General features: G+C 28.2%; 22 protein-coding genes. 5 read left to right on the forward strand and 17 right to left on the reverse strand.

Annotated elements, in window-relative coordinates; all coding sequences use genetic code 11:
- Window positions 1–3 precede the first annotated feature (3 nt).
- From CLTHE_RS07730 to ytxC, 5 genes are all read right to left on the reverse strand, one after another.
- A complete protein-coding gene (locus CLTHE_RS07730; protein ID WP_080022737.1) occupies window positions 4–1350 on the reverse strand; it encodes a TrkH family potassium uptake protein in 1347 nt (448 codons plus the stop codon).
- Window positions 1351–1476: 126 nt separating this feature from the next.
- Window positions 1477–1836 carry a 50S ribosomal protein L20 gene (gene rplT / locus CLTHE_RS07735; RefSeq protein ID WP_002597661.1) on the reverse strand — a complete coding sequence of 120 codons (360 nt, stop codon included), beginning with the start codon at window positions 1834–1836 and terminating at the stop codon, window positions 1477–1479.
- 28 nt (window positions 1837–1864) lie between these two features.
- Window positions 1865–2062: a 50S ribosomal protein L35 gene (gene rpmI, locus CLTHE_RS07740; RefSeq protein WP_002597660.1), complete on the reverse strand. Its 198-nt coding sequence runs from the start codon at window positions 2060–2062 to the stop codon at window positions 1865–1867.
- Window positions 2063–2084: 22 nt separating this feature from the next.
- Window positions 2085–2606, reverse strand: coding sequence for a translation initiation factor IF-3 (infC, locus tag CLTHE_RS07745; RefSeq protein ID WP_002597659.1), 522 nt, complete (start codon window positions 2604–2606; stop codon window positions 2085–2087).
- A 192-nt stretch (window positions 2607–2798) separates the two neighbouring features.
- Window positions 2799–3647, reverse strand: a complete 849-nt coding sequence (gene ytxC / locus CLTHE_RS07750; protein ID WP_080022738.1) for a putative sporulation protein YtxC — start codon at window positions 3645–3647, stop codon at window positions 2799–2801.
- A gap of 162 nt (window positions 3648–3809) precedes the next feature.
- Between ytxC and CLTHE_RS07755 the strand changes: the two genes are divergently transcribed.
- Window positions 3810–4511, forward strand: a complete 702-nt coding sequence (locus CLTHE_RS07755; RefSeq protein ID WP_080022739.1) for a DUF6873 family GME fold protein — start codon at window positions 3810–3812, stop codon at window positions 4509–4511.
- Window positions 4512–4709: 198 nt separating this feature from the next.
- On the opposite strand, the gene hslO is transcribed toward CLTHE_RS07755, so the two are convergent.
- The 3 genes from hslO to CLTHE_RS07770 form a co-directional block, all read right to left on the reverse strand.
- The gene (gene hslO, locus CLTHE_RS07760; RefSeq protein ID WP_080022740.1) at window positions 4710–5597 is read right to left on the reverse strand and encodes an Hsp33 family molecular chaperone HslO; all 888 of its coding nucleotides are present in this window, start codon (window positions 5595–5597) and stop codon (window positions 4710–4712) included.
- 3 nt (window positions 5598–5600) lie between these two features.
- Window positions 5601–6344, reverse strand: coding sequence for a class I SAM-dependent DNA methyltransferase (locus CLTHE_RS07765; RefSeq protein WP_080022741.1), 744 nt, complete (start codon window positions 6342–6344; stop codon window positions 5601–5603).
- Window positions 6345–6416: 72 nt separating this feature from the next.
- Window positions 6417–6674 carry an alpha/beta-type small acid-soluble spore protein gene (locus CLTHE_RS07770; protein ID WP_002597654.1) on the reverse strand — a complete coding sequence of 86 codons (258 nt, stop codon included), beginning with the start codon at window positions 6672–6674 and terminating at the stop codon, window positions 6417–6419.
- A 184-nt stretch (window positions 6675–6858) separates the two neighbouring features.
- Between CLTHE_RS07770 and CLTHE_RS07775 the strand changes: the two genes are divergently transcribed.
- The 3 genes from CLTHE_RS07775 to dapB are packed head-to-tail and all read left to right on the forward strand — an operon-like array spanning window position 6859 to window position 9507.
- Entirely contained in the window at window positions 6859–7845 is a 987-nt protein-coding gene (locus CLTHE_RS07775; RefSeq protein ID WP_080022742.1) for an aspartate-semialdehyde dehydrogenase, read from the forward strand.
- 16 nt (window positions 7846–7861) lie between these two features.
- On the forward strand, window positions 7862–8740 hold the full coding sequence (gene dapA / locus CLTHE_RS07780) for a 4-hydroxy-tetrahydrodipicolinate synthase (RefSeq protein WP_080022743.1): 879 nt from the start codon (window positions 7862–7864) through the stop codon (window positions 8738–8740).
- 11 nt (window positions 8741–8751) lie between these two features.
- A complete protein-coding gene (dapB, locus tag CLTHE_RS07785; protein WP_080022744.1) occupies window positions 8752–9507 on the forward strand; it encodes a 4-hydroxy-tetrahydrodipicolinate reductase in 756 nt (251 codons plus the stop codon).
- Between the two features lie 47 nt (window positions 9508–9554).
- On the opposite strand, the gene CLTHE_RS07790 is transcribed toward dapB, so the two are convergent.
- The 7 genes from CLTHE_RS07790 to CLTHE_RS07820 all read right to left on the reverse strand — a co-directional run bounded on the left by CLTHE_RS07790 (window position 9555) and on the right by CLTHE_RS07820 (window position 17269).
- Window positions 9555–11225 carry a peptide ABC transporter substrate-binding protein gene (locus tag CLTHE_RS07790; protein ID WP_080022745.1) on the reverse strand — a complete coding sequence of 557 codons (1671 nt, stop codon included), beginning with the start codon at window positions 11223–11225 and terminating at the stop codon, window positions 9555–9557.
- Window positions 11226–11284: 59 nt separating this feature from the next.
- Window positions 11285–12262 (reverse strand): ABC transporter ATP-binding protein, encoded by a 978-nt coding sequence (locus tag CLTHE_RS07795; RefSeq protein WP_080022746.1) that lies wholly within the window; start codon window positions 12260–12262, stop codon window positions 11285–11287.
- A 1-nt stretch (window position 12263) separates the two neighbouring features.
- Window positions 12264–13286 (reverse strand): ABC transporter ATP-binding protein, encoded by a 1023-nt coding sequence (locus tag CLTHE_RS07800; protein ID WP_080022747.1) that lies wholly within the window; start codon window positions 13284–13286, stop codon window positions 12264–12266.
- 12 nt (window positions 13287–13298) lie between these two features.
- The gene (locus tag CLTHE_RS07805; RefSeq protein ID WP_080022748.1) at window positions 13299–14240 is read right to left on the reverse strand and encodes an ABC transporter permease; all 942 of its coding nucleotides are present in this window, start codon (window positions 14238–14240) and stop codon (window positions 13299–13301) included.
- Window positions 14241–14252: 12 nt separating this feature from the next.
- Window positions 14253–15182: an ABC transporter permease gene (locus tag CLTHE_RS07810; RefSeq protein WP_080022749.1), complete on the reverse strand. Its 930-nt coding sequence runs from the start codon at window positions 15180–15182 to the stop codon at window positions 14253–14255.
- 417 nt (window positions 15183–15599) lie between these two features.
- A complete protein-coding gene (locus tag CLTHE_RS07815) occupies window positions 15600–16733 on the reverse strand; it encodes a pyridoxal phosphate-dependent aminotransferase (protein ID WP_080022750.1) in 1134 nt (377 codons plus the stop codon).
- Window positions 16733–17269, reverse strand: coding sequence for a cob(I)yrinic acid a,c-diamide adenosyltransferase (locus CLTHE_RS07820; protein WP_002597644.1), 537 nt, complete (start codon window positions 17267–17269; stop codon window positions 16733–16735). Before CLTHE_RS07820 ends, CLTHE_RS07815 begins: the two co-directional genes overlap by 1 nt.
- A gap of 147 nt (window positions 17270–17416) precedes the next feature.
- On the opposite strand from CLTHE_RS07820, the gene dapD reads away from it, so the two are divergent.
- A complete protein-coding gene (gene dapD / locus CLTHE_RS07825) occupies window positions 17417–18127 on the forward strand; it encodes a 2,3,4,5-tetrahydropyridine-2,6-dicarboxylate N-acetyltransferase (RefSeq protein ID WP_002597643.1) in 711 nt (236 codons plus the stop codon).
- Between the two features lie 35 nt (window positions 18128–18162).
- Here the strand turns inward: dapD and CLTHE_RS07830 are convergent, their stop codons facing one another.
- Together CLTHE_RS07830 and CLTHE_RS07835 are read right to left on the reverse strand one after the other, a co-directional pair.
- Entirely contained in the window at window positions 18163–18834 is a 672-nt protein-coding gene (locus tag CLTHE_RS07830) for a single-stranded DNA-binding protein (RefSeq protein WP_080022751.1), read from the reverse strand.
- 137 nt (window positions 18835–18971) lie between these two features.
- Entirely contained in the window at window positions 18972–19688 is a 717-nt protein-coding gene (locus CLTHE_RS07835) for a polysaccharide deacetylase family protein (RefSeq protein WP_080022752.1), read from the reverse strand.
- Between the last annotated feature and the right edge of the window lie 110 nt (window positions 19689–19798).

The following is a 19798-nucleotide window of genomic DNA, read 5'->3' on the forward strand; positions in this document are numbered from 1 at the left end:
CCCTTAACCAATTAATATCTTACCTTCTGGATATTTGTGGCTTTGCTTAACTTTATTTCTAATAAAAGCTAATGCCACTGTCATTGGACCAACTCTTCCAAGATACATTGTTATCATTATAACTATTTTCCCTATAGCATTTAACCTTTGTGTAACTCCTGTAGTTAGACCAACTGTTCCAAATGCTGAAGTAGCTTCATATAAAAGATCTATAAATGATTCATTAGGTTGAGTAATTGCAAGTATCATAGTTACAACAATTACTAACATAATTCCTATCATAAGTAAAGCAAATGCTTTATATACAAGATCTTTTGAAAATCTTCTACCAAAAGCTTCAGTATCTTCTCTACCTTTTATAACAGATATTACTGTTAATATTATTATACCAAAAGTAGCTGTTTTTAATCCACCAGCTGTTGAGCCCGGTGAACCTCCTATAAACATTAAGATTATAGTAAGAAATTTACCTGATATAGTCATTCCATCTGTAGAAACACTATTGAATCCTGCTGTTCTTGGAGAAACAGAAGCAAAAAATGAATTTAACCACTTTTCACCAGAATTCATATTTCCTAAAGTTGCACTATTATGCATCTCAAAAATAAACATTAAAACAGTTCCAACTACTATTAAAATAATTGTAGTTACAATTACTATTTTTGAGTGAACTGACACTTTTCTAATTCCTCTATAGTTATAAATTTCAAGCCATACAGTAAACCCTAATCCGCCTATTATTATAAGAGCACTAATAGTCAATAATATAACAGGATTATTCACATAACTTGTTACGCTACTAAAATGCCCCATAAGATCAAATCCAGCATTACAAAAAGCTGAAATAGAATGAAATATACTAAAATAAATTCCTTTTAAAACTCCAAATTGAGGAATGAACTGAGTAGAAAGTAATAATGCTCCAAAAAATTGAACTGCAAAAGTGAAACCTAATACATACTTAACCATTTTAACTAGACCTTGTATACTAAAAGTATTCATTGCTTCTTGTACAAGTAGTCTATTTTTCAATGTGATTTTTTTACCTAATAATACTGCAATAAAAGTAGCAAAGGACATAAATCCTAATCCACCAATTTCAATTAATAACATTATAACAGTCTGTCCAAACATATTAAAATATGTTCCTGTATCTAGAGTTATTAATCCTGTAACACAAACTGCTGATGTTGATGTAAAAAGAGCATCTAAGAAGTTTGTAGACTTACCACTCGTGGATGATATTGGCAAACTCAAAAGTATTGCCCCTATAAGTATTACTATTGCAAAACCTAATGATAAGACTTGTACTCCACTCAAATTAAATTTTTTTATAGTTTTTTTCTCCATTACTCACCTCATAGTTGCTTTTATTTATATACTCCTATTATACACAATTTTCAAATATTTTATTTACAAAATTTTAATTTAAAAAAATATAAAGAAAATGCGACCTAAGTCGCATTCTTATGTTAATTAAGCATTTATTTGTTTTTTAGCTAATTCTACTAATTCAGCAAATGCTGCAGCATCGTTTATAGCGATTTCTGATAACATTTTTCTGTTTATGTCAACACCAGCTAATTTGATTCCGTTCATGAATCTTGAGTATGAAAGTCCATTCATTCTAGCTGCTGCATTTATTCTTACGATCCAAAGTCTTCTGTAATCTCTTTTCTTTAATCTTCTTCCAACATATGCATTTCTTAATGCTCTGATTACTGATTCGTTAGCAGTTTTAAATAACTTACTCTTTCCACCGTAGTATCCTTTTGCAAGCTTTAAAACTTTTTTATGATTCTTACGAGCGTTAACTGCTCTTTTTACTCTTGCCATTCTTTAAAAACCTCCTGTATCCTAATTCTTATAGGTATGGTAATAATTTCTTCATTACTTTTTCTTGTGTACTATCTACGTATCCACCTTTTCTAAGATTTCTCTTAGTTTTTTGGCTTTTTTTAGTTAGTATGTGGCTTTTGAAAGCTTTTGCTCTTTTAAGCTTCCCTGTACCTGTCTTTCTAAATCTTTTTGCTGCACCTCTATGTGTCTTCATTTTTGGCATGATAAAATCCTCCTCTCAAGTGTTATGCCTTTTTAGGGCCTAAAACCATTGTCATATTTCTTCCTTCTTTTTTAGCTGGCTTTTCAACGATACATACGTCTTCTAGCTTACCTAAGAAGTTATTTAGAATTCTCTCACCAATGTGAGTTAATTCCATTTCTCTTCCTCTAAATCTAACAGTGATTTTAACTTTATCCCCATCTAATAGGAACTTTCTTGCATTTTTAGCTTTTATTGCAATATCATTTTCTTCAATTGTAAGACTACATCTTATTTCTTTTATGTTAATGATTTTTTGCTTCTTCTTTGCTTCTTTTTCTTTTTTTGATTGCTCATATATGAATTTTCCTAAATCCATTATTTTGCAAACTTGTGGATTTGCATTTGGTGATATTAACACTAAATCTAAATCCTCTTCATATGCTTTATTTAAAGCATCCTTAACTGACATTATTCCAAGTTGTTCTCCAGTGTTTGAAATAACTCTTGCTTCTTTTCCTCTTATTTCTTCGTTAGCAATATAATTTTTACTAATGGCTTCCACCTCCGTCTTTAACTAATAAAAGAATACATATAATAAAAGGACGGCATTAAGCCGTCCTGAACTATCTAAACTAAAAAGATAATTTAAAACCAAGCGAACATCTACCGAGTTGCTGGTGAGAAACGGCTGTTTCTTCTTAACAAAACTTATTGTATATTATTTATTTTTTATTGTCAACACTTTTTTTTATTATTAATCACAATAAATTATTCTTTCTTCAAAAACTTTATCTAAAGTCCTCATAAATTCTTTATTTAAACAATTTTCTCTACCCATAATCAATATTTCTTTAGGCGCATTTGTTATTAATCCACTTATTATTACATCTTCAATATTTGCATCTATTCCTATTTTACTATCTCCAATTTCTTTAGTAAATTGATTAAATATATCTTTTCCACCTTCATCTTCTACTCTGTATTTCCCATCTTTATCAATTATTATATTTATCTTATTCATCTTGCTATCTTGAATCTCAACAAAATATTTTAATAATTTTATGAATTCTTTATATTCTTTATCAACCATATATCTTTGTATTACTTTATCTATTATTTCCTCTATGTCTCCTCTTAAGCTCCTCATTCTAAATGTTATAAATCCATTTATATTAAGTTCATTATTTTCTTCTAAACATTCCTTTATTTTTTCTATTATTTTATTTATTTTATTTTCACAAAAAACTCCTGTTTCATCTTCTATCTTATTTTCTCTATATAGAACTTTCATAATTAAAATTTCTATCTCTAATATTTCATCTTGTCTAAGAAAAAAATAAGTATCTTTTATAAGCTGAAACATTTCTCTTTTTTTATAATCTCTTATCACCATTCTATATAAAATATCACTTATATAAAATTTTATTTTTTGGTGCACACTCTCACTTTCATCCTCACACATAACTTTTATAATATGAGTTTCACCTTCTATCTTTTCAACTAATCCTATTACTATATTTTTTGTTTTAAGTAGGGTTTTCAAATCTTGTAACTCTTTTATAAAATCCAATTCTCCCATGTAAGCCAATTTCAGTACAAGCATAGAGTTCACTCCCTTCTAGTAATAGTATGTATTTAAAATTATTTGTATATACAAACATTAATTTAACATATATTCCACAATTAAACTCTTTTCCTATAACTTGATTTTTTAAGTTTCTAGTAGTAACTTAGAATCAAATATATAAATTAAAGGAGGTATATTGTGTTTTGCTTTGTTGACTATAGAATAACTTCTACTGAATTAGAGAATTTAAAAAAATTAGGACTTTCTCCAATTTTAGTTCCTAAATGTCCTTCACTTTATCCTGCTATAGATGGTCATGTTGATATCCAATTATCATTAGTAAATTGTAAAAAACCATTTTTAATAGTACAAAAAAATATTGATCAAAGTTTTTTAAAAATATTAAATGAAAAAGAAATTCCATATATTCTTTCTCAAAGTGAGCTTAAAGAAAATTATCCTTATGATATTCCTTTAAATGCACTTATTACAGAAGACTTTATATTACACAATTTTAAATTTACAGATGAAAAACTTTTATCATCCTGTTCTCACTTAAAAAAAATAAATGTAAAACAAGGATATTCAAATTGTTCTATACTTAAAGTATCTAGAAACTCTTTTATTACATCAGATATAAAATCATGTGAAGAGTTAAAAAATAACGGTTATGATGTTTTACTTCTTCCCCCAGGTGATATAGAACTTCCTGGTTTAGATTATGGTTTTATAGGTGGTGTAGGTGGCTTAATAAATGAAAATACTATGGTTTTTTTTGGTTCTTTAGAATATTATAAGTATGGAAATGAAGTAAAGAAATTTTTACATACCAATAAAGTTTCCTATATTAACCTAAAAGACGCTCCATTAATTGATCGTGGTGGAATATTCCTTATTTAATTCTTCTATATAATACTCGTACGTATAATAAATGTTTCTAAATTTAATTAGATAAAGCTAAACGAAAATTTATCTTTATCTACAATATTTAATTATTTTTTCTTTACCACTGTATTTTAACCAATAAAATTCAAAAAATACTTTGAAAATAAAAAAAGCTATCGACAAAATCCTCGATAGCTTTTTATTATTATCTAATTATTTATTTTTTGCTTTTTCTAAAAGTTCTCCTATTTTTTCATTTGTAAATATATATGCTTTACCACAGAAATGACATTTTATCTCTTCTGATTTTCCATCTTTATATATATCTTCAAGTTCTTTTGCTCCAATACTTATAAGAGCTTTTTCAACTCTTTCTTCTGAACAATCACACTTATATGATGGTTCTATTTCTTCTAAGAAATTAATATCCATATCCTCAAATATCATTTCTAAAATCTCTTTTATATCTTTTCCTTGATCTAATAAAGTTGTTATTGGTGGCATCTCTTCTAATCTATATGTTATTACGTCAGCTAATAATTCATCTGCATCAGGCATCATTTGTATAATAAATCCACCTGAGCATTTTATGCTTAAATCTTTATCTACTAATACACCTAAAGATACAGCTGATGGTGTTTGTTCTGAAACAGTGAAATAATAAGCAAAATCTTCTGCTATTTCTCCTGTGTATATAGGCACTTGTCCCACATATGGATCTTTAAGACCTAAATCTTTTATAACATATAACATACCATCTTTTCCTATTGCTCCACTTACATCAAGCTTTCCATTAGGCTTTAAAGGTAAATCTATAATAGGATTTCCAATATATCCTTTTACTGATCCATCAAAATGTCCTGTAACAGTTACTCCTTTTGCTTCACCTTTACCATCTATTTTTAAAGTAACTACTTCTTTTTCGCTTTTTAAAAGACATCCCATAAGGCTTCCTGCTGTTAACATTCTTCCTAATGCTGCTGATGCAACTGGAGTACAATTATGTAATCTTGTTCCTTCATTTACTAAGTTAGTAGTCATACCTCCTATGAATCTAACCATTCCATTCTTTGCTGTTCCTCTTATAATTTTATCTTTCATATACTATACCTCCATTTTTTTAACTACATAAAGAATTCTTTCAGAATATTCATTTACATCTTCATTAGAATATCCATCCCATTTTTCTAATACACTTAAATTTGCCATTTTTAAATAATTTTCTATTTCTTCTTCTTTATATGCTCTTTCATAATGTTCTTCTTCGAATCTTTCATAAAGTTCTCCTTCTTTAATAAAGAAAGTTAAGAACATATTTGTTATTGAATCTTCAAATGTATTTTCCCAACTATAAAAAACTTCTTCTGAATTATAAGTATAAATATTATTTCCTAATACTTCTGAAAGCTTATAATAGGAATTTATATCAAAAATAAAAATTCCATCCTTCTCTAAGTGATTATACACACTTTTAAAATAATTTACTATTCCTGAATCTTCTATTATATAATTAGTAGAATCTAATACACATGTTATCAATGAAAACTTATGATTAAGATTAAGCTCTGTCATATCTTGTCTTACTATTCTACTTCTTATCTTTTCTTTCTTAAATTTTTCAAAAGCTTCTCTTAGCATTTCTTCAGATAAATCAACTGCAAATGCTTCTTTAAATTGTTTCGCTATTTCTATTGAAACATTACCTGTTCCACAAGCCAAATCAAGATAGCTTTTTTTATTTACATTATATCTTTCACATATATCTAATACTTTATCACCAATTTTTTTATAATCTATATCTTCATTTATAAGTTCATCATATATTTTTGCAAATTCACAATATGCCATAATAGTATAATCCCCCAATCGGTTTAAACAAATATAAACATATATTATAATTATTATCCTATTTAGTCAAACTTAAGATTTTTTTCTCCCTAAAATTTGGTCATTAGTTGGAATTTTAAGTTCTTTTTTTCTTTTTGTCATAAGCCCACCTATTCTTCCTGTTTCTTCTGAAGTTAAACATCCCCATCCTAACTTTTCAACTTTATCTTTTAACCCTAACTCTTCTGCTATTTCATATTTAAGCTTTTCTCTAAGTTTTTCCGCTTCAGTCAATTCTTTATTTGTTTTTAATTTAGATTTTATTATTTTTTTTAATGGTGTTTTGCTCATTTTTTATTCCCCTTGCACTCATTTTATGTTTATTATTCCCATTATTTTTTCCTTTATTCTAAATAAAAAATTTTTCACTTTTATTTTTTCACTAATTCTTCCATAAGCCTTGATATTTCTCTTATAAAAACTTATAGTTATTGTATAAATATTTTTATAAATATAATTTTTAGGAGGGATTAATTTGTATAACGTTGCTATTGTTGGGGCAACTGGTAATGTAGGAAGGAAATTCCTTGAAATACTAGCTGAAAGAAACTTCCCAATAAAGAATCTATATCTTTACGCATCTAAAAGATCAGCTGGAAAAAAGATGACTTTTAAAGGTAATGAATATACAGTAATTGAAACTTGTAAGGAGAATATTGAAGATAAAGAATTAGATTTTGCTTTATTTTCTGCCGGAGGTGATACAAGCTTAGAGTTTGCACCTATTTTCTCAAAAACTGGAGCTGTAGTTATTGATAATAGTAGTGCTTGGAGAATGGATCCTAAAGTACCACTTGTAGTTCCTGAAGTAAATCCTGAGGACATAAAATGGCATAATGGAATAATTGCTAATCCAAATTGCTCAACTATACAAGCTATGCCTGTATTAAAAGCAATTGATGATGCTTATGGTCTTAAGAGAGTTATATATTCTACTTATCAAGCAGTTTCAGGTGCTGGTATGCAAGGAATAAAAGATTTAGAAGATGGACTTAAAGGAGTTGAACCAAAAAAATTCCCTTATCCTATTGCAGGAAACTGTCTTCCTCACATAGATGTATTTTTAGAAAATGGATACACTAAAGAAGAAATGAAAATGATTGAAGAAACTAGAAAAATTCTTCACAATCCTGATTTAAAAATTACTGCTACCACAGTAAGAGTTCCAGTTTTAAATTCTCACAGTGAAAGCATTAATTTAGAACTTAATAAAGAATTTGAAGTTTCTGATATTATTTCTCTTTTAAACACAGCAAAAGGTGTTGTTGTATATGATAATATAGAAGAATTAAAATATCCTACACCACTTTCAGTAACTGGTAAAGATGAAGTTTATGTTGGAAGAATAAGAAGAGACTTCAGCATAGATAATGGATTAAACTTATGGGTTGTAGCTGATAATATTAGAAAAGGTGCTGCTTTAAATGCAGTACAAATTGCTGAATTAATGATAAACAAGTAGAAATGGAGGATTTCAAATGACAATTTTTGAAGGTTCAGGTGTTGCTTTAGTTACACCTTTTACAGAAGATGGAGTTAATTTCGAAAAATTAAAAGAACTTCTTGAGTGGCATATTAAAGAAGGAACAGATTCAATAATAATATGCGGAACAACTGGTGAAGCTACTACAATGACTTTAGATGAAAAAAAAGAAGTTATAAAGTTTACAGTAGATATTGTTAACAAAAGAATTCCTGTTATAGCAGGAACAGGTTCTAACTGCACAGCCTCATCTATAGCTATGAGTAAATGGGCAGAAAGTATTGGTGTTGATGGACTTTTAGTTATTACACCTTACTATAATAAAACTAATAAAGCTGGACTTATTAAACATTTTGAAGCCATTAATGCTTCTGTAAATACACCAATTATTTTATATAATGTACCAGGTAGAACTAGCATGAATATGTCACCAGAAGTATTAAAAGAACTTTCAAAATTAAAAAACATTGTAGCTGTAAAAGAGGCTAGTGGAGATATAAGTCAAGTTGCAAGAATAAAAGCTCTTTGTGGTGACACTTTAGATATTTATTCAGGTAATGATGATCAAATAGTTCCTATTATGTCTCTTGGAGGAAAAGGAGTTATTTCAGTACTTGCTAATGTAATGCCTAAAGAAGTTCATGAAATGACAAAAGCTTATTTAGATGGAAATTGTAAAAAAAGTACTGAAATTCAAATAGAAACTTTAGAACTTGCTAATTCTCTTTTCTTAGAAACTAATCCAATCCCAGTTAAGACTGCTCTTAATTTAATGGGATTAGAAGTTGGACCTTTAAGACTTCCATTATATGAAATGGACAAAGCATTAGAGGATGTTATGAAGAAAGAATTAGAAAAACACAATTTAATTTAAGGAGATTTAAAATGGTTAAGATTTTATTAAATGGTTGTTCAGGTAAAATGGGAACTGTTATAAGCAAAATTGCAGAAACTGATTTTGATAATTTAGAAATTGTTGGTGGAATTGATAGAAATGACAATTCTTTTTCATACCCAGTATTTCATTCTCCTGAAGAAGTCAATATAGAGTATGATGTTCTTCTTGATTTCTCAAGAGCTGATGCTTTAAGAGGATTATTAACTCTTACAGAAAAAACAAATAAACCTCTTGTTATATGCTCAACTGGATTTACTCAAGATGACTTAAAATTAATAGATGAAAAAAGTAAAACATTACCTCTTTTCAAATCTGCTAACATGTCTCTTGGAATAAACTTAATAAATTCATTATTAAAAAAGGTATCTCCACTTCTTTATGGAAACTATGATATTGAAATAGTTGAAAAACATCATAATCAAAAGGTAGATGCTCCAAGTGGTACAGCAATATTACTTGCAGATACAATAAAAAATTCATTAAGTGAAGAAACTCAATATGTACATGGTAGAGATGGGCATAAGAAAAGAGAAAAAAATGAAATAGGAATCCATGCTATTCGTGGTGGTGGAATTGTTGGAGATCATGATGTTATATTTGCTGGTCTTGGAGAAGTTATTACACTTTCTCACAACGCTATTTCTAGAGATGTATTTGCTATAGGAGCACTTAAAGCTTGCGAATATATGGGTAATATAAATAAGCCTGGTCTTTATGATATGAATGATGTAATAGGACTTTAATAAAAAAACATCTAGATATTTATCTAGATGTTTTTTTATTATTTAAATTATTCTATTGTTACTCTATCAAAATAAATTTGACCTAATGTGGATGCGTGAATTCCTTTAATATTTTTATTTATTCCATAAGTTTTTGTATAATCATATAATGGAATTATTGGCATTTCATCAAGAAGAATATCTTCTGCTTTTCTCATATATTCAAATCTCTTATTTTGATCTGGTTCTGTCTTAGCTTTTTCTATTAATTCATCATATTCTTTATTATTAAAATGAGCATCGTTATTACCCCAACTAGCTTGATTTCCTTCTTCTCCACTTACCCACATATCTAAGAATGTCATTGGATCAACATAATCTGCTGACCATCCATGTCTTGCAATTTGATAATCTCCTTTATTTCTTGTATTTAAAAATACAGCCCATTCTTGATTCTTAAGTTCAACTTGAACACCAATTTCTTTCCAATTTTGTTGTATAATCTCCATAACTTTTCTATGTCCATCACCTTCTGAATTATACAATACTTCAAATTTAGGAAGTCCTTTTCCTTCTGGATATCCTGCTTTTGCTAATAACTTTTTAGCTTCTTCTTTATTTCCTTTGAAATCCATTGGATCAAATTTATTTTTCTTAAAGTCTTTTCCTGATGGATCTTGTATTCCTGCTGGAGTAAAACTAGCTGAAGGAACTTGTCCAGATTTAGTTACTTTAGTAACTATTGAATCTCTATCTATAGCTAATGCTAATGCATTTCTAACATCTTTGTTTTGAAGTGCTTTTTTAACTTCAGAATTTAATTTATCAGTATTATTATTAACATTTAGGCAAACGAAATAAGTTCCTAGATTAGGGAAAGTTTGAACTATTCCTTCTTCTGTTCCTGACTTAATCATTTCAGATGGAACATTTCCTATTACATCAAATTCTCCATTTTGTAAAGTTGCATATGATGTATTTTCATCAGCTACCATTTTATAAGTAATTCCAGAAATTTTTATATTATCTTTATTCCAATAATTTTCATTTTTTACAAATTCATAAGAATCTTTCATTTTAAATTCTTTTAATTGGAAAGGACCATTTGAAATATAAGTTTCCCCTTTTTCTGTCCAAGTATTATTTCCTTCAACAACATCCTCTCTTAATGGCATATATGAAGCAAATGCAGTTAACCCTAAGAAATATGGAGTTACAGAATGTAATTTAACTTCTAAAGTATTATCATCAATTACTTTTATTCCAACCTCTTCTGCTTTTGCTTTACCTTGATTATATTCTTTTGCTTTATCAATATAAAACATTTGATATGCATATTCAGCAGCTGTATCTTTATTTAGACATCTAAGCCATGCATATTGGAAATCTTTCGCTGTTACAGGTTTTCCATCTGACCATTTAGCATCTTTTCTTAATTTAAAAGTATAAGTTTTTTGATCTTTTGAAATTTCATAACTTTCTGCTACTCCTGGAATTGCTTTATCATTTTCGTCTAGCCTCATAAGCCCTTCAAAAGCATTTCCTATAACTGTGCTTCCTTCTACAGCTGTATTTAATGCTGGATCAATTGTTTCAATAACAGCTCCAACATTATAAACTAAAGGTTTACTAGCATCTTTTCCCCCTTCTGATGCTCCTCCACATCCTGCAAAAATTCCTGCACAAATCGTAACTGTTATAGCCAATGTGCATAAACTTTTTATTTTTCTTAATTTCATAAATTTTCCCCCTTTTATTTTTAAATAATATATATTTCCTTAACGAAAATTTATATCCCCTAATATAAATGACATGCTACAAAATGTCCTTTTTCCACTTCTTTTAAAGTTGGAGTTTCACATGCACAAATTTCTTTAGCCTCTTTGCACCTTGATTTAAATCTACATCCAGGTGGTGGATCTATTGGAGATGGTATATCTCCCTCTAAAACTATTCTTTTATTATTTTTAGAATAATTAGGATCTGGAACTGGTACAGCTGATAAAAGAGCTTTTGTATAAGGATGTTTTGGTTTTAAATATACATTATCACTTAATCCTTTTTCTACCATTTGCCCTAGATACATAACTCCTATGTGAGTTGAAATATGTTTTACCATAGATAAATCATGAGCTATAAATAAATAAGTTAATCCAAGCTCCTCTTGAAGCTCTTCAAGCATATTGATAACTTGTGCTTGTATAGAAACATCTAATGCTGATATTGGCTCATCACAAACTATTAATTCAGGTTCTACCGCTAAAGCTCTAGCTATTCCTATTCTTTGTCTTTGCCCTCCTGAAAATTCATGAGCGTACCTATTTATGTGACTTCCATTAAGTCCAACTTTATCTAAAAGATATCGTATTCTTTCTTCTCTCTCTTTTCCTTTATAAAGACCATGAATATCTATAGCTTCTCCTATAATATCTCCTACTGTCATTCTTGGATTTAAAGAAGCATATGGATCTTGAAATATCATTTGCATTTTCCTTCTAAGAGGAAGCATTTCATTATCTTTTTTATTTTCTATATTTTCTCCATTAAAAATTATCTCTCCTGAAGTTGGATTATAAAGCTTTAATATAGTTCTTCCTGTTGTAGTTTTTCCACATCCGGATTCTCCAACTAGTCCTAAAGTTTCACCTTTCTTTATTGTAAATGAAACATTATCTACAGCCTTTACAAAACTTTTTTTTGAAAAAACCCCTTTATTAGCAGGAAAATACTTACATAAGTTTTTTACTTCTAAAATAATTTCATTTTTTTCACTCATTTTATCTTCCTCCTACTTTATCTAATTCATTTAAAGTTCTATCTACCTTTGGAGCATTTTTATGGCAAAGCCAACATCTAGATTTATGCTCATCCTCTAAATCAAATAAAGGAGGTAAATTTTCCATACAAATTTTCATTGTATAATCACACCTATCTGCAAATGGACATCCTACTGGTGGTTTTAAAAGATCTGGTGGTTGTCCATCTATTGGTATTAATTTTTCTTTTTCTTTTTTCATAGGGTCTGGAACACTCTTTAAAAGCCCCCATGTATATGGATGTTTTCCTCTATAAAAAATATCCTCTGCACTTCCAGTTTCAACTATTACTCCACCATACATTACATTTATTCTTGAACAAAGGTCAGCAACTACACCTAAATCATGAGTTATAAGTATAATTGCAGTATTTAATTTTGATTTTAAGCTTTTCATTAAATCTAATATTTGAGCTTGTATAGTTACATCAAGGGCTGTTGTAGGCTCATCTGCTATTAATAATTCAGGCTCACACATAAGACTTATTGCTATCATAGCTCTTTGTCTCATTCCTCCTGAAAATTCATGTGGATATTGTTTCATCCTTTTTTCAGGACTTGGAATTCCAACTAGACCTAACATTTCTATGCCTTTTTCCCATGCTTCTTTTTTTGAAGCTTTTTTATGTTTCATATAATGCTCTATAAGTTGTTCACCTATTGTATATAAAGGATTTAAAGATGTCATAGGATCTTGAAATATCATTCCCATCTTTTCTCCTCTTATTTCTTCCATTTGTTTTTCTGAATATTTACTTATATCTTCTCCATTAAATAAAATTTCTTTACAATCTATTTTTGCATTTTCAGCAAGCAACTTCATTATTGACATCATAGTTACTGATTTTCCACATCCTGATTCACCAACTATTCCTAAAGCTTCTCCCTTATTAACATGAAAAGTTACTCCTCTAACTGCTTTTACATCACCTATATGAGTCTTAAATGAAGTCTTTAATTCTTTTACCTCTAAAATTTTTTCCATTTCATTTACCTCCTATCTTTGATGTTTTGGATCTAATGCTTCTGTTAACCCATCTCCAAGTAAGTTAAATGCTAAAATTATTATACATATAACAAGAGCTGGGAAAAATAATTGATAAGGATGAATTGTTATTACACTTTGTGCTTCACTACAAAGTGTACCAAGTGATGCTCTTGGAGCATTTATTCCAAGCCCAATATAGCTTAAAAATGCTTCTGTAAATATTGCTTGTGGAATCAATAAAGTCATAGTTACTATAATTGACCCTATACAATTTGGTATTAAATGTTTAAATAATATTCTCCTCTTTGAAGCTCCTAAAGCTTTTGCTGCAAGTACAAATTCTTGCTGTTTTAATTGAAGAATATCTCCTCTTACTATCCTTGCCATACCTACCCAATAAGAAATTGAAAGAGCTATCATTATACTAATTATTCCCGTCTTATCAAATTCTGATCCTTTTAATACTGCCATTATTAAAACAGCATATATCATTGTTGGTATTGAATAAAGACAATCTACTATTCTCATCATTATAGTATCCACTTTTCCACCAAAGAATCCTGCAATAGCTCCATATATTACACCTATAAAAAGATTTATTATGGCTGCTCCTACTCCAACTATAAGAGAGTATTTTGCCCCCATCATAACTCTTACAAATAAATCACGGCCTAAAGTATCTGTTCCAAATATATGTGATCCTCCAGGTCTTTGGCTAGTAGCTGCCATATCTTGTGCATCATAAGCATATTGAGAAACCATTGGTGTTACAATAACCATAATAACTAAAAGTATTATCACAATAAGTGAGCCTAATGCTACTTTATTAGTTTTTAATCTTCTCCAAGCATCTTTCCAATATCCAACACTTGGCCTAACATTTTTCTCAAATTGTTTTTCCTCCTTAGAAATAGGAGTAAACATATCTTCACTAATTTTTAAATTTTCCATTTGTTTTTCCTCCTAACTTTCTAAGTTTGATAATTTTATTCTTGGATCAATAATTACATATAAAATATCTACTATTAAGTTACAAACAACTATTAATGTACTAAAAAATACCACTACTCCTAAAAGCATTGTATAATCTCTGCTTGTTATTGTTGATACAAATTCATTTCCAAGTCCAGGTATTCCAAATATTTTTTCTACTACAAATGATCCAGTAAGAATTCCTGCAATTAATGGTCCCATATAAGTTACTATAGGTATAAGTGAATTTCTCAAAGCATGTTTAAATATTACTACTCTGCCACTTAGCCCCTTTGCTTTTGCTGTTCTTATATAATCTGATTTTAAAACATCTATAAGTTTACTTCTTGTAAGTCTAGTTATAAATGCCATCGAAGATCCCGCAAGAGCTATAACTGGCATAATATAATTTACTGGCTTATCTAACCCTATAGCAGTTGGTATTATTTTTAATTTAACTACTAAAACATAAATTAATAATGAGCTTATTACGAAACTTGGAATTGTTATTCCTAAAGTTGCTATAAACATACATAATCTATCTGGCCACTTTCCTGATTTAAGAGCAGATACTATTCCTAATAATACTCCTGTAATAAGTGATACAATAACTGCAACTATTCCTAATTTTGCTGATTTAGGGAAAGAATACTTTATAGTGTCTGAAACTTGTCTTCCTCTAAATTGCATTGATTCTCCTAAATCACCTTTTAGAAGATTGCTCATATACATTTTATATTGTTCTCCTATTGGCTTGTCCAATCCATATTTTTCATTTAAAATTTCTTTCATTTCTGCCGTTACTTTCTCACCATCAAACGGACCACCTGGCATTAATCTTATTAGGAAAAATGTTAAAGTTACTACTACCCATATAGTAACAATACTTATTAATATTCTTTCTCCTATGTATTTTGCCATATTAACCCCTCCATTCTTTCTCGCCATTTACACTGGCTAATTTATTAATAATTATATTATATTCAACCTTAATGTCAAATTACTTTGATAAATATCTCGCTTCATTTTTAACATTTTAATAAAAAATGTTCATTTTTTAAATTCACTCACTTTTTAAACGAAATTTTTTGATTACGTTTTCATTTGCTATTCTAAAGGATTTTTATCCTTTTTATGGAATTAAATTCTATATTCAATTTATATCATAATGTTAAAATTTTACTTATTTATATTTATTTTTTTCATTTTTTCTTTTTCCATTCCAATCTTACACTTCTTATTTTTTGTACATATAGTACAAACATTATTACTCTTTCTAATAATTAAAATAAGACTAGGATATATCCTAGTCTTATTTTAATAACATAATTTTATATATTATAATCTCTTTATAAAATCCTCTATTTTATCTAAAGCTAATTTTAATTCTTCTATTGAATAGCAATAAGATATTCTTATATATCCTTCTCCACCTTCACCAAAAGCCTCTCCAGGTACACAAGCTACTTTTTCTTCATTTAACAATTTCATACAAAACTCATATGAGCTTAAATTAAATTTTTTAATTGATGGAAATACATAAAAAGCTCCTTTAGGTACTGTATGTTCTAACCCCATTTTAGTAAGTCTTTCACAAACAAAATCTCTTCTATTCTTAAATTCTTGTTTCATTTTCTCTACTTCACTTACTCCATTTTTTAAACCTGAAATCATTCCATATTGAACTATAGATGTTGCACATGATACTCCATATTGATGTACTTTCATTATTTCATTCATTAAATCTTTTTTAGCACATACATATCCAATTCTAAGTCCAGTTGCTGAAAACATCTTTGAAAATCCACTTATATATATTACTTTATCTAAAATTTCATCTTCTTGTGCAATTGAATAATAGTCATCATAAATTATAGATGCATATATTTCGTCAGTTATAACTATTATTTCTCTATCTTTAATTAATTTAATTAACTTGTCTCTTCCTTCTTTATCTAAAATAGCACCTGTAGGATTTGTTGGAAAAGAAAGTACTAAAATTTTTGAATTGCTTTCATCTAAACTTCTTTCTATTTCTTCTATGTTAAGAGAAAAGTCTTCATTTAACTTATAATTAAATACTTTTCCACCAATTATTTTTACTATACTTTCATAAGCTGGATATGCAGGAGTAGGTATTAATACATTTTCTCCTGGATTAACTAAACTTTGAAATACAGAATATAATCCTTCACTTCCGCCAACTGTTATACATATATCTTCTTTTGAATAATTTATATTTAAAGTTTTTAAATATTTTGATATTTCTTCTCTTAATTGGATTATCCCAGCATTTGGAGTATAAGTTGTTTTATCTTCATCTATAGCTTTTTTCATCTCTTCTTTTATACAATTAGGTGTATTAAAATCCGGTTGACCTAATGTTAATGAAATTGCATCTTTAACTTTTACTACCTCATTATAAAATTTTCTTATTCCTGATATTTGTACTGATTTAACATTTTCATTCATTAAAATTCTATCCCCTTTCTACTTGGAATCCCCTTTTCATAATAATGTTTTATCATTTTCATTTCTGTAACTAAATCTGCTTTTTCAGCTATTTTATCTGGAACATTTCTACCTGTCATTATAATCTCCATATTTTCTGGTTTATTTTCTATTATGTATAGTACTTCTTCTTCAGTTAAAAATTTATTTTTTAAAACTCCCATAATTTCATCTATTATAAGGACATCTGTATCATTTTTTTCTAATCTTTCTAATATAAAATTATACCCCATTCTTATTTCTTTTTTTAAAAGCTCTATCTGTTCTTCATTTAAATTCCAAACAAAATCTTTTTTAGTTTCAAATCTATATATTTTAAAATTTTCTCCAAGTTCTTCTATTGTTTTTAATTCTCCAGTATATCCACCTTTTAAAAATTGTAGCATTTTTACTTTAAGCCCATTTCCATAAGCCCTAATTCCTTGACCTATAGCAGCTGTAGTTTTTCCTTTTCCATTTCCAGTATATATTTGAACTAATCCTTTTTCTAACTTCATATTTATCACTCCTTTTGATTATTTTACATTATTACCACTATACTCGCAAATGCGATTTTTTTTCGTTTACCTCTTTAAATAAAGCTGACTTTTTATTATAATTAAATACATATATAAATATTCGACATTATTAGAAGGGATGATACTATGGAATATAATTTTACTGATCCATATGAAATCGCAAGATTCATAAAAGAAACTAAAAAATCTACACCTCTTAAGATTTTTGTTAATGGTAATCTTAAAGATGCTAACTTAGATAAGATAGAATGGTATGGAACTGATAACTTCTATATATTAATTGGTGAATCAGACATACTTACAGAAGTAATTCTTGATAATAAAGATAAAATTAAACATTTTAGAATTGAAAATGATAGAAGAAACTCTGCTATCCCTATGCTTGACATAAAAGAAATTGATGCAAGAATAGAACCAGGTGCTATAATTCGTGATAGAGTTGCAATTGGTAAAAATGCTGTTATTATGATGGGAGCAGTTATTAACATAGGTGCTGAAATTGGTGAAGGAACTATGGTTGACATGAATGCTGTTATAGGTGCTCGTGGAAAACTAGGAAAAAATGTTCACTTAGGAGCAGGTGCTGTTGTTGCTGGTGTTCTTGAACCACCAAGTAAATCACCATGTGAAATAGGAGATAATGTTTTAATAGGAGCTAATGCTGTTATTCTAGAAGGAATAAAAATCGGAGATGGTGCTGTTGTTGCAGCAGGTTCTGTTGTTACTGAAGATGTTCCTGCTGGAGTAGTAGTAGCTGGTTCTCCTGCAAAAATAATAAAATCTGTTGATGATAAAACAAAAGATAAAACACAACTTTTAGATGATTTAAGAAAATAATAAAAAAGCAAGTACAATATTGTACTTGCTTTATTTTATACTGCTCCTTCTTCATTATTTTGAAGAACTGCATCTGTACTCTCTTCAGAATCTCTAACTCTTTCCATTTTTGATATAGAAACTTCATATGCAACCTTTTTTATAACTTCTGTGTCAGAAATTTTCTTTTGGTATTCTCTACTTTGAAGTCTACCCCAAATTCTTATATTATCTCCAACCTCTAGCATTTTGCAGAATCTTGAATTTCTTCCCCAAGCTATAGTAGGAATATAATCTGACTTATTATAAGCTCTATTTACTGCTAATAAAACGTCTGCAATTTCTCTTCCAAATGGAGTTGTTCTATATACTGGTTCTTTACAAATATAACCATCTAAATAAATTTCATTTGGATTTTTACTTCTTTCTAAACAAGGCTCTATATTTCTTGCAAAAACAGTTAATATAAGCTTATTTGTCCCATCCATAAATTTATTGTATGATCTTAGCTGCCCATCAACAACTACTTCAGTTCCCACACTTATGTCTACTCCTGTTAAAAGTCTTTCTGAAACAGTTATATTTAATATATCTACTGAATCACTTAATCTCATAACTTCTAAATCAAAAGTATAAAAACCTTCCCCATACATTTCATGACTAAATTTTTTTTCTGAAACTATCTTTCCTTCTAAGTAAATCTTATTGTTTAACATTAAATTATCCATTGTAACCCCTCTCTCCCTTTGTACTAAAAGATTTGTGCTCTTATAAACCCCAACACAAATATATTTCCATTATAATACATCATGAACTTATTTATCAATATTTTTTAAAATTTATTTCATTTTTATTTCTTTTATGTCTATTTAGTTAACTTTTTTGATAAACAGTTAAATTCATATCCTTCATTTTTTAATTCTAATATTAATCTTTCTATATTTTCTGGAGTATATTTTCCATTATTATGATATAAAATTATTGAACCATTTGTTATTTTACTTTTCACATTCTTATACTCTTTCTCAGCCCCCTCATTTAACCAGTCCTTTGAATCAACATCCCATCCAACTGGAATATATCCTAAATTATAAACCTTTTCAACAGCTTCTTTTGAAAATGCTCCACTTGGAAATCTAAATAATTTTGTATCTACATTTACTGATTCTTTTAATATGTTTTCTGTGTCTTTTATTTCTTTTTCCATTCTTTCCTTTGATATCTGAGTAAAATCAGGATGAACATAACTATGGTTTCCTATATCATGTCCTTTTTCTACTATAGCTTTTAGTTTAGGTAAATTTCCATCAGGATATTTTATCCATTTCCCCATGATAAAAAATGTTGCCTTAACATCATGCTTTTCTAAAATCTCTAAAATTTTATAAGTATTATCTTTTTCTGCCCAATTTATATCAAAGGTAAGAAAAACTTCTTTTTTTTCTGTATCTATTTTATATATCGGCTCTTTTTTTATTATATTTATATCGTTTACTAATTTTATATTACTTTTTACTTTTATTCCGATAACTAAAAATAATATTATACAAAAAAATAAACTAATTCCTTTTATAATTTTCATATTTTCCTCTTATATAATTACTATATTACATTATATTAACTAAATTTTTATTTAGTACTAAATTACACTATATAAAAATTTATGCTATAATTACTATATATTTTCAAAAT

The sequence above is a fragment of the Clostridium thermobutyricum DSM 4928 genome, assembly GCF_002050515.1.
GTDB lineage: Bacteria > Bacillota > Clostridia > Clostridiales > Clostridiaceae > Clostridium > Clostridium thermobutyricum.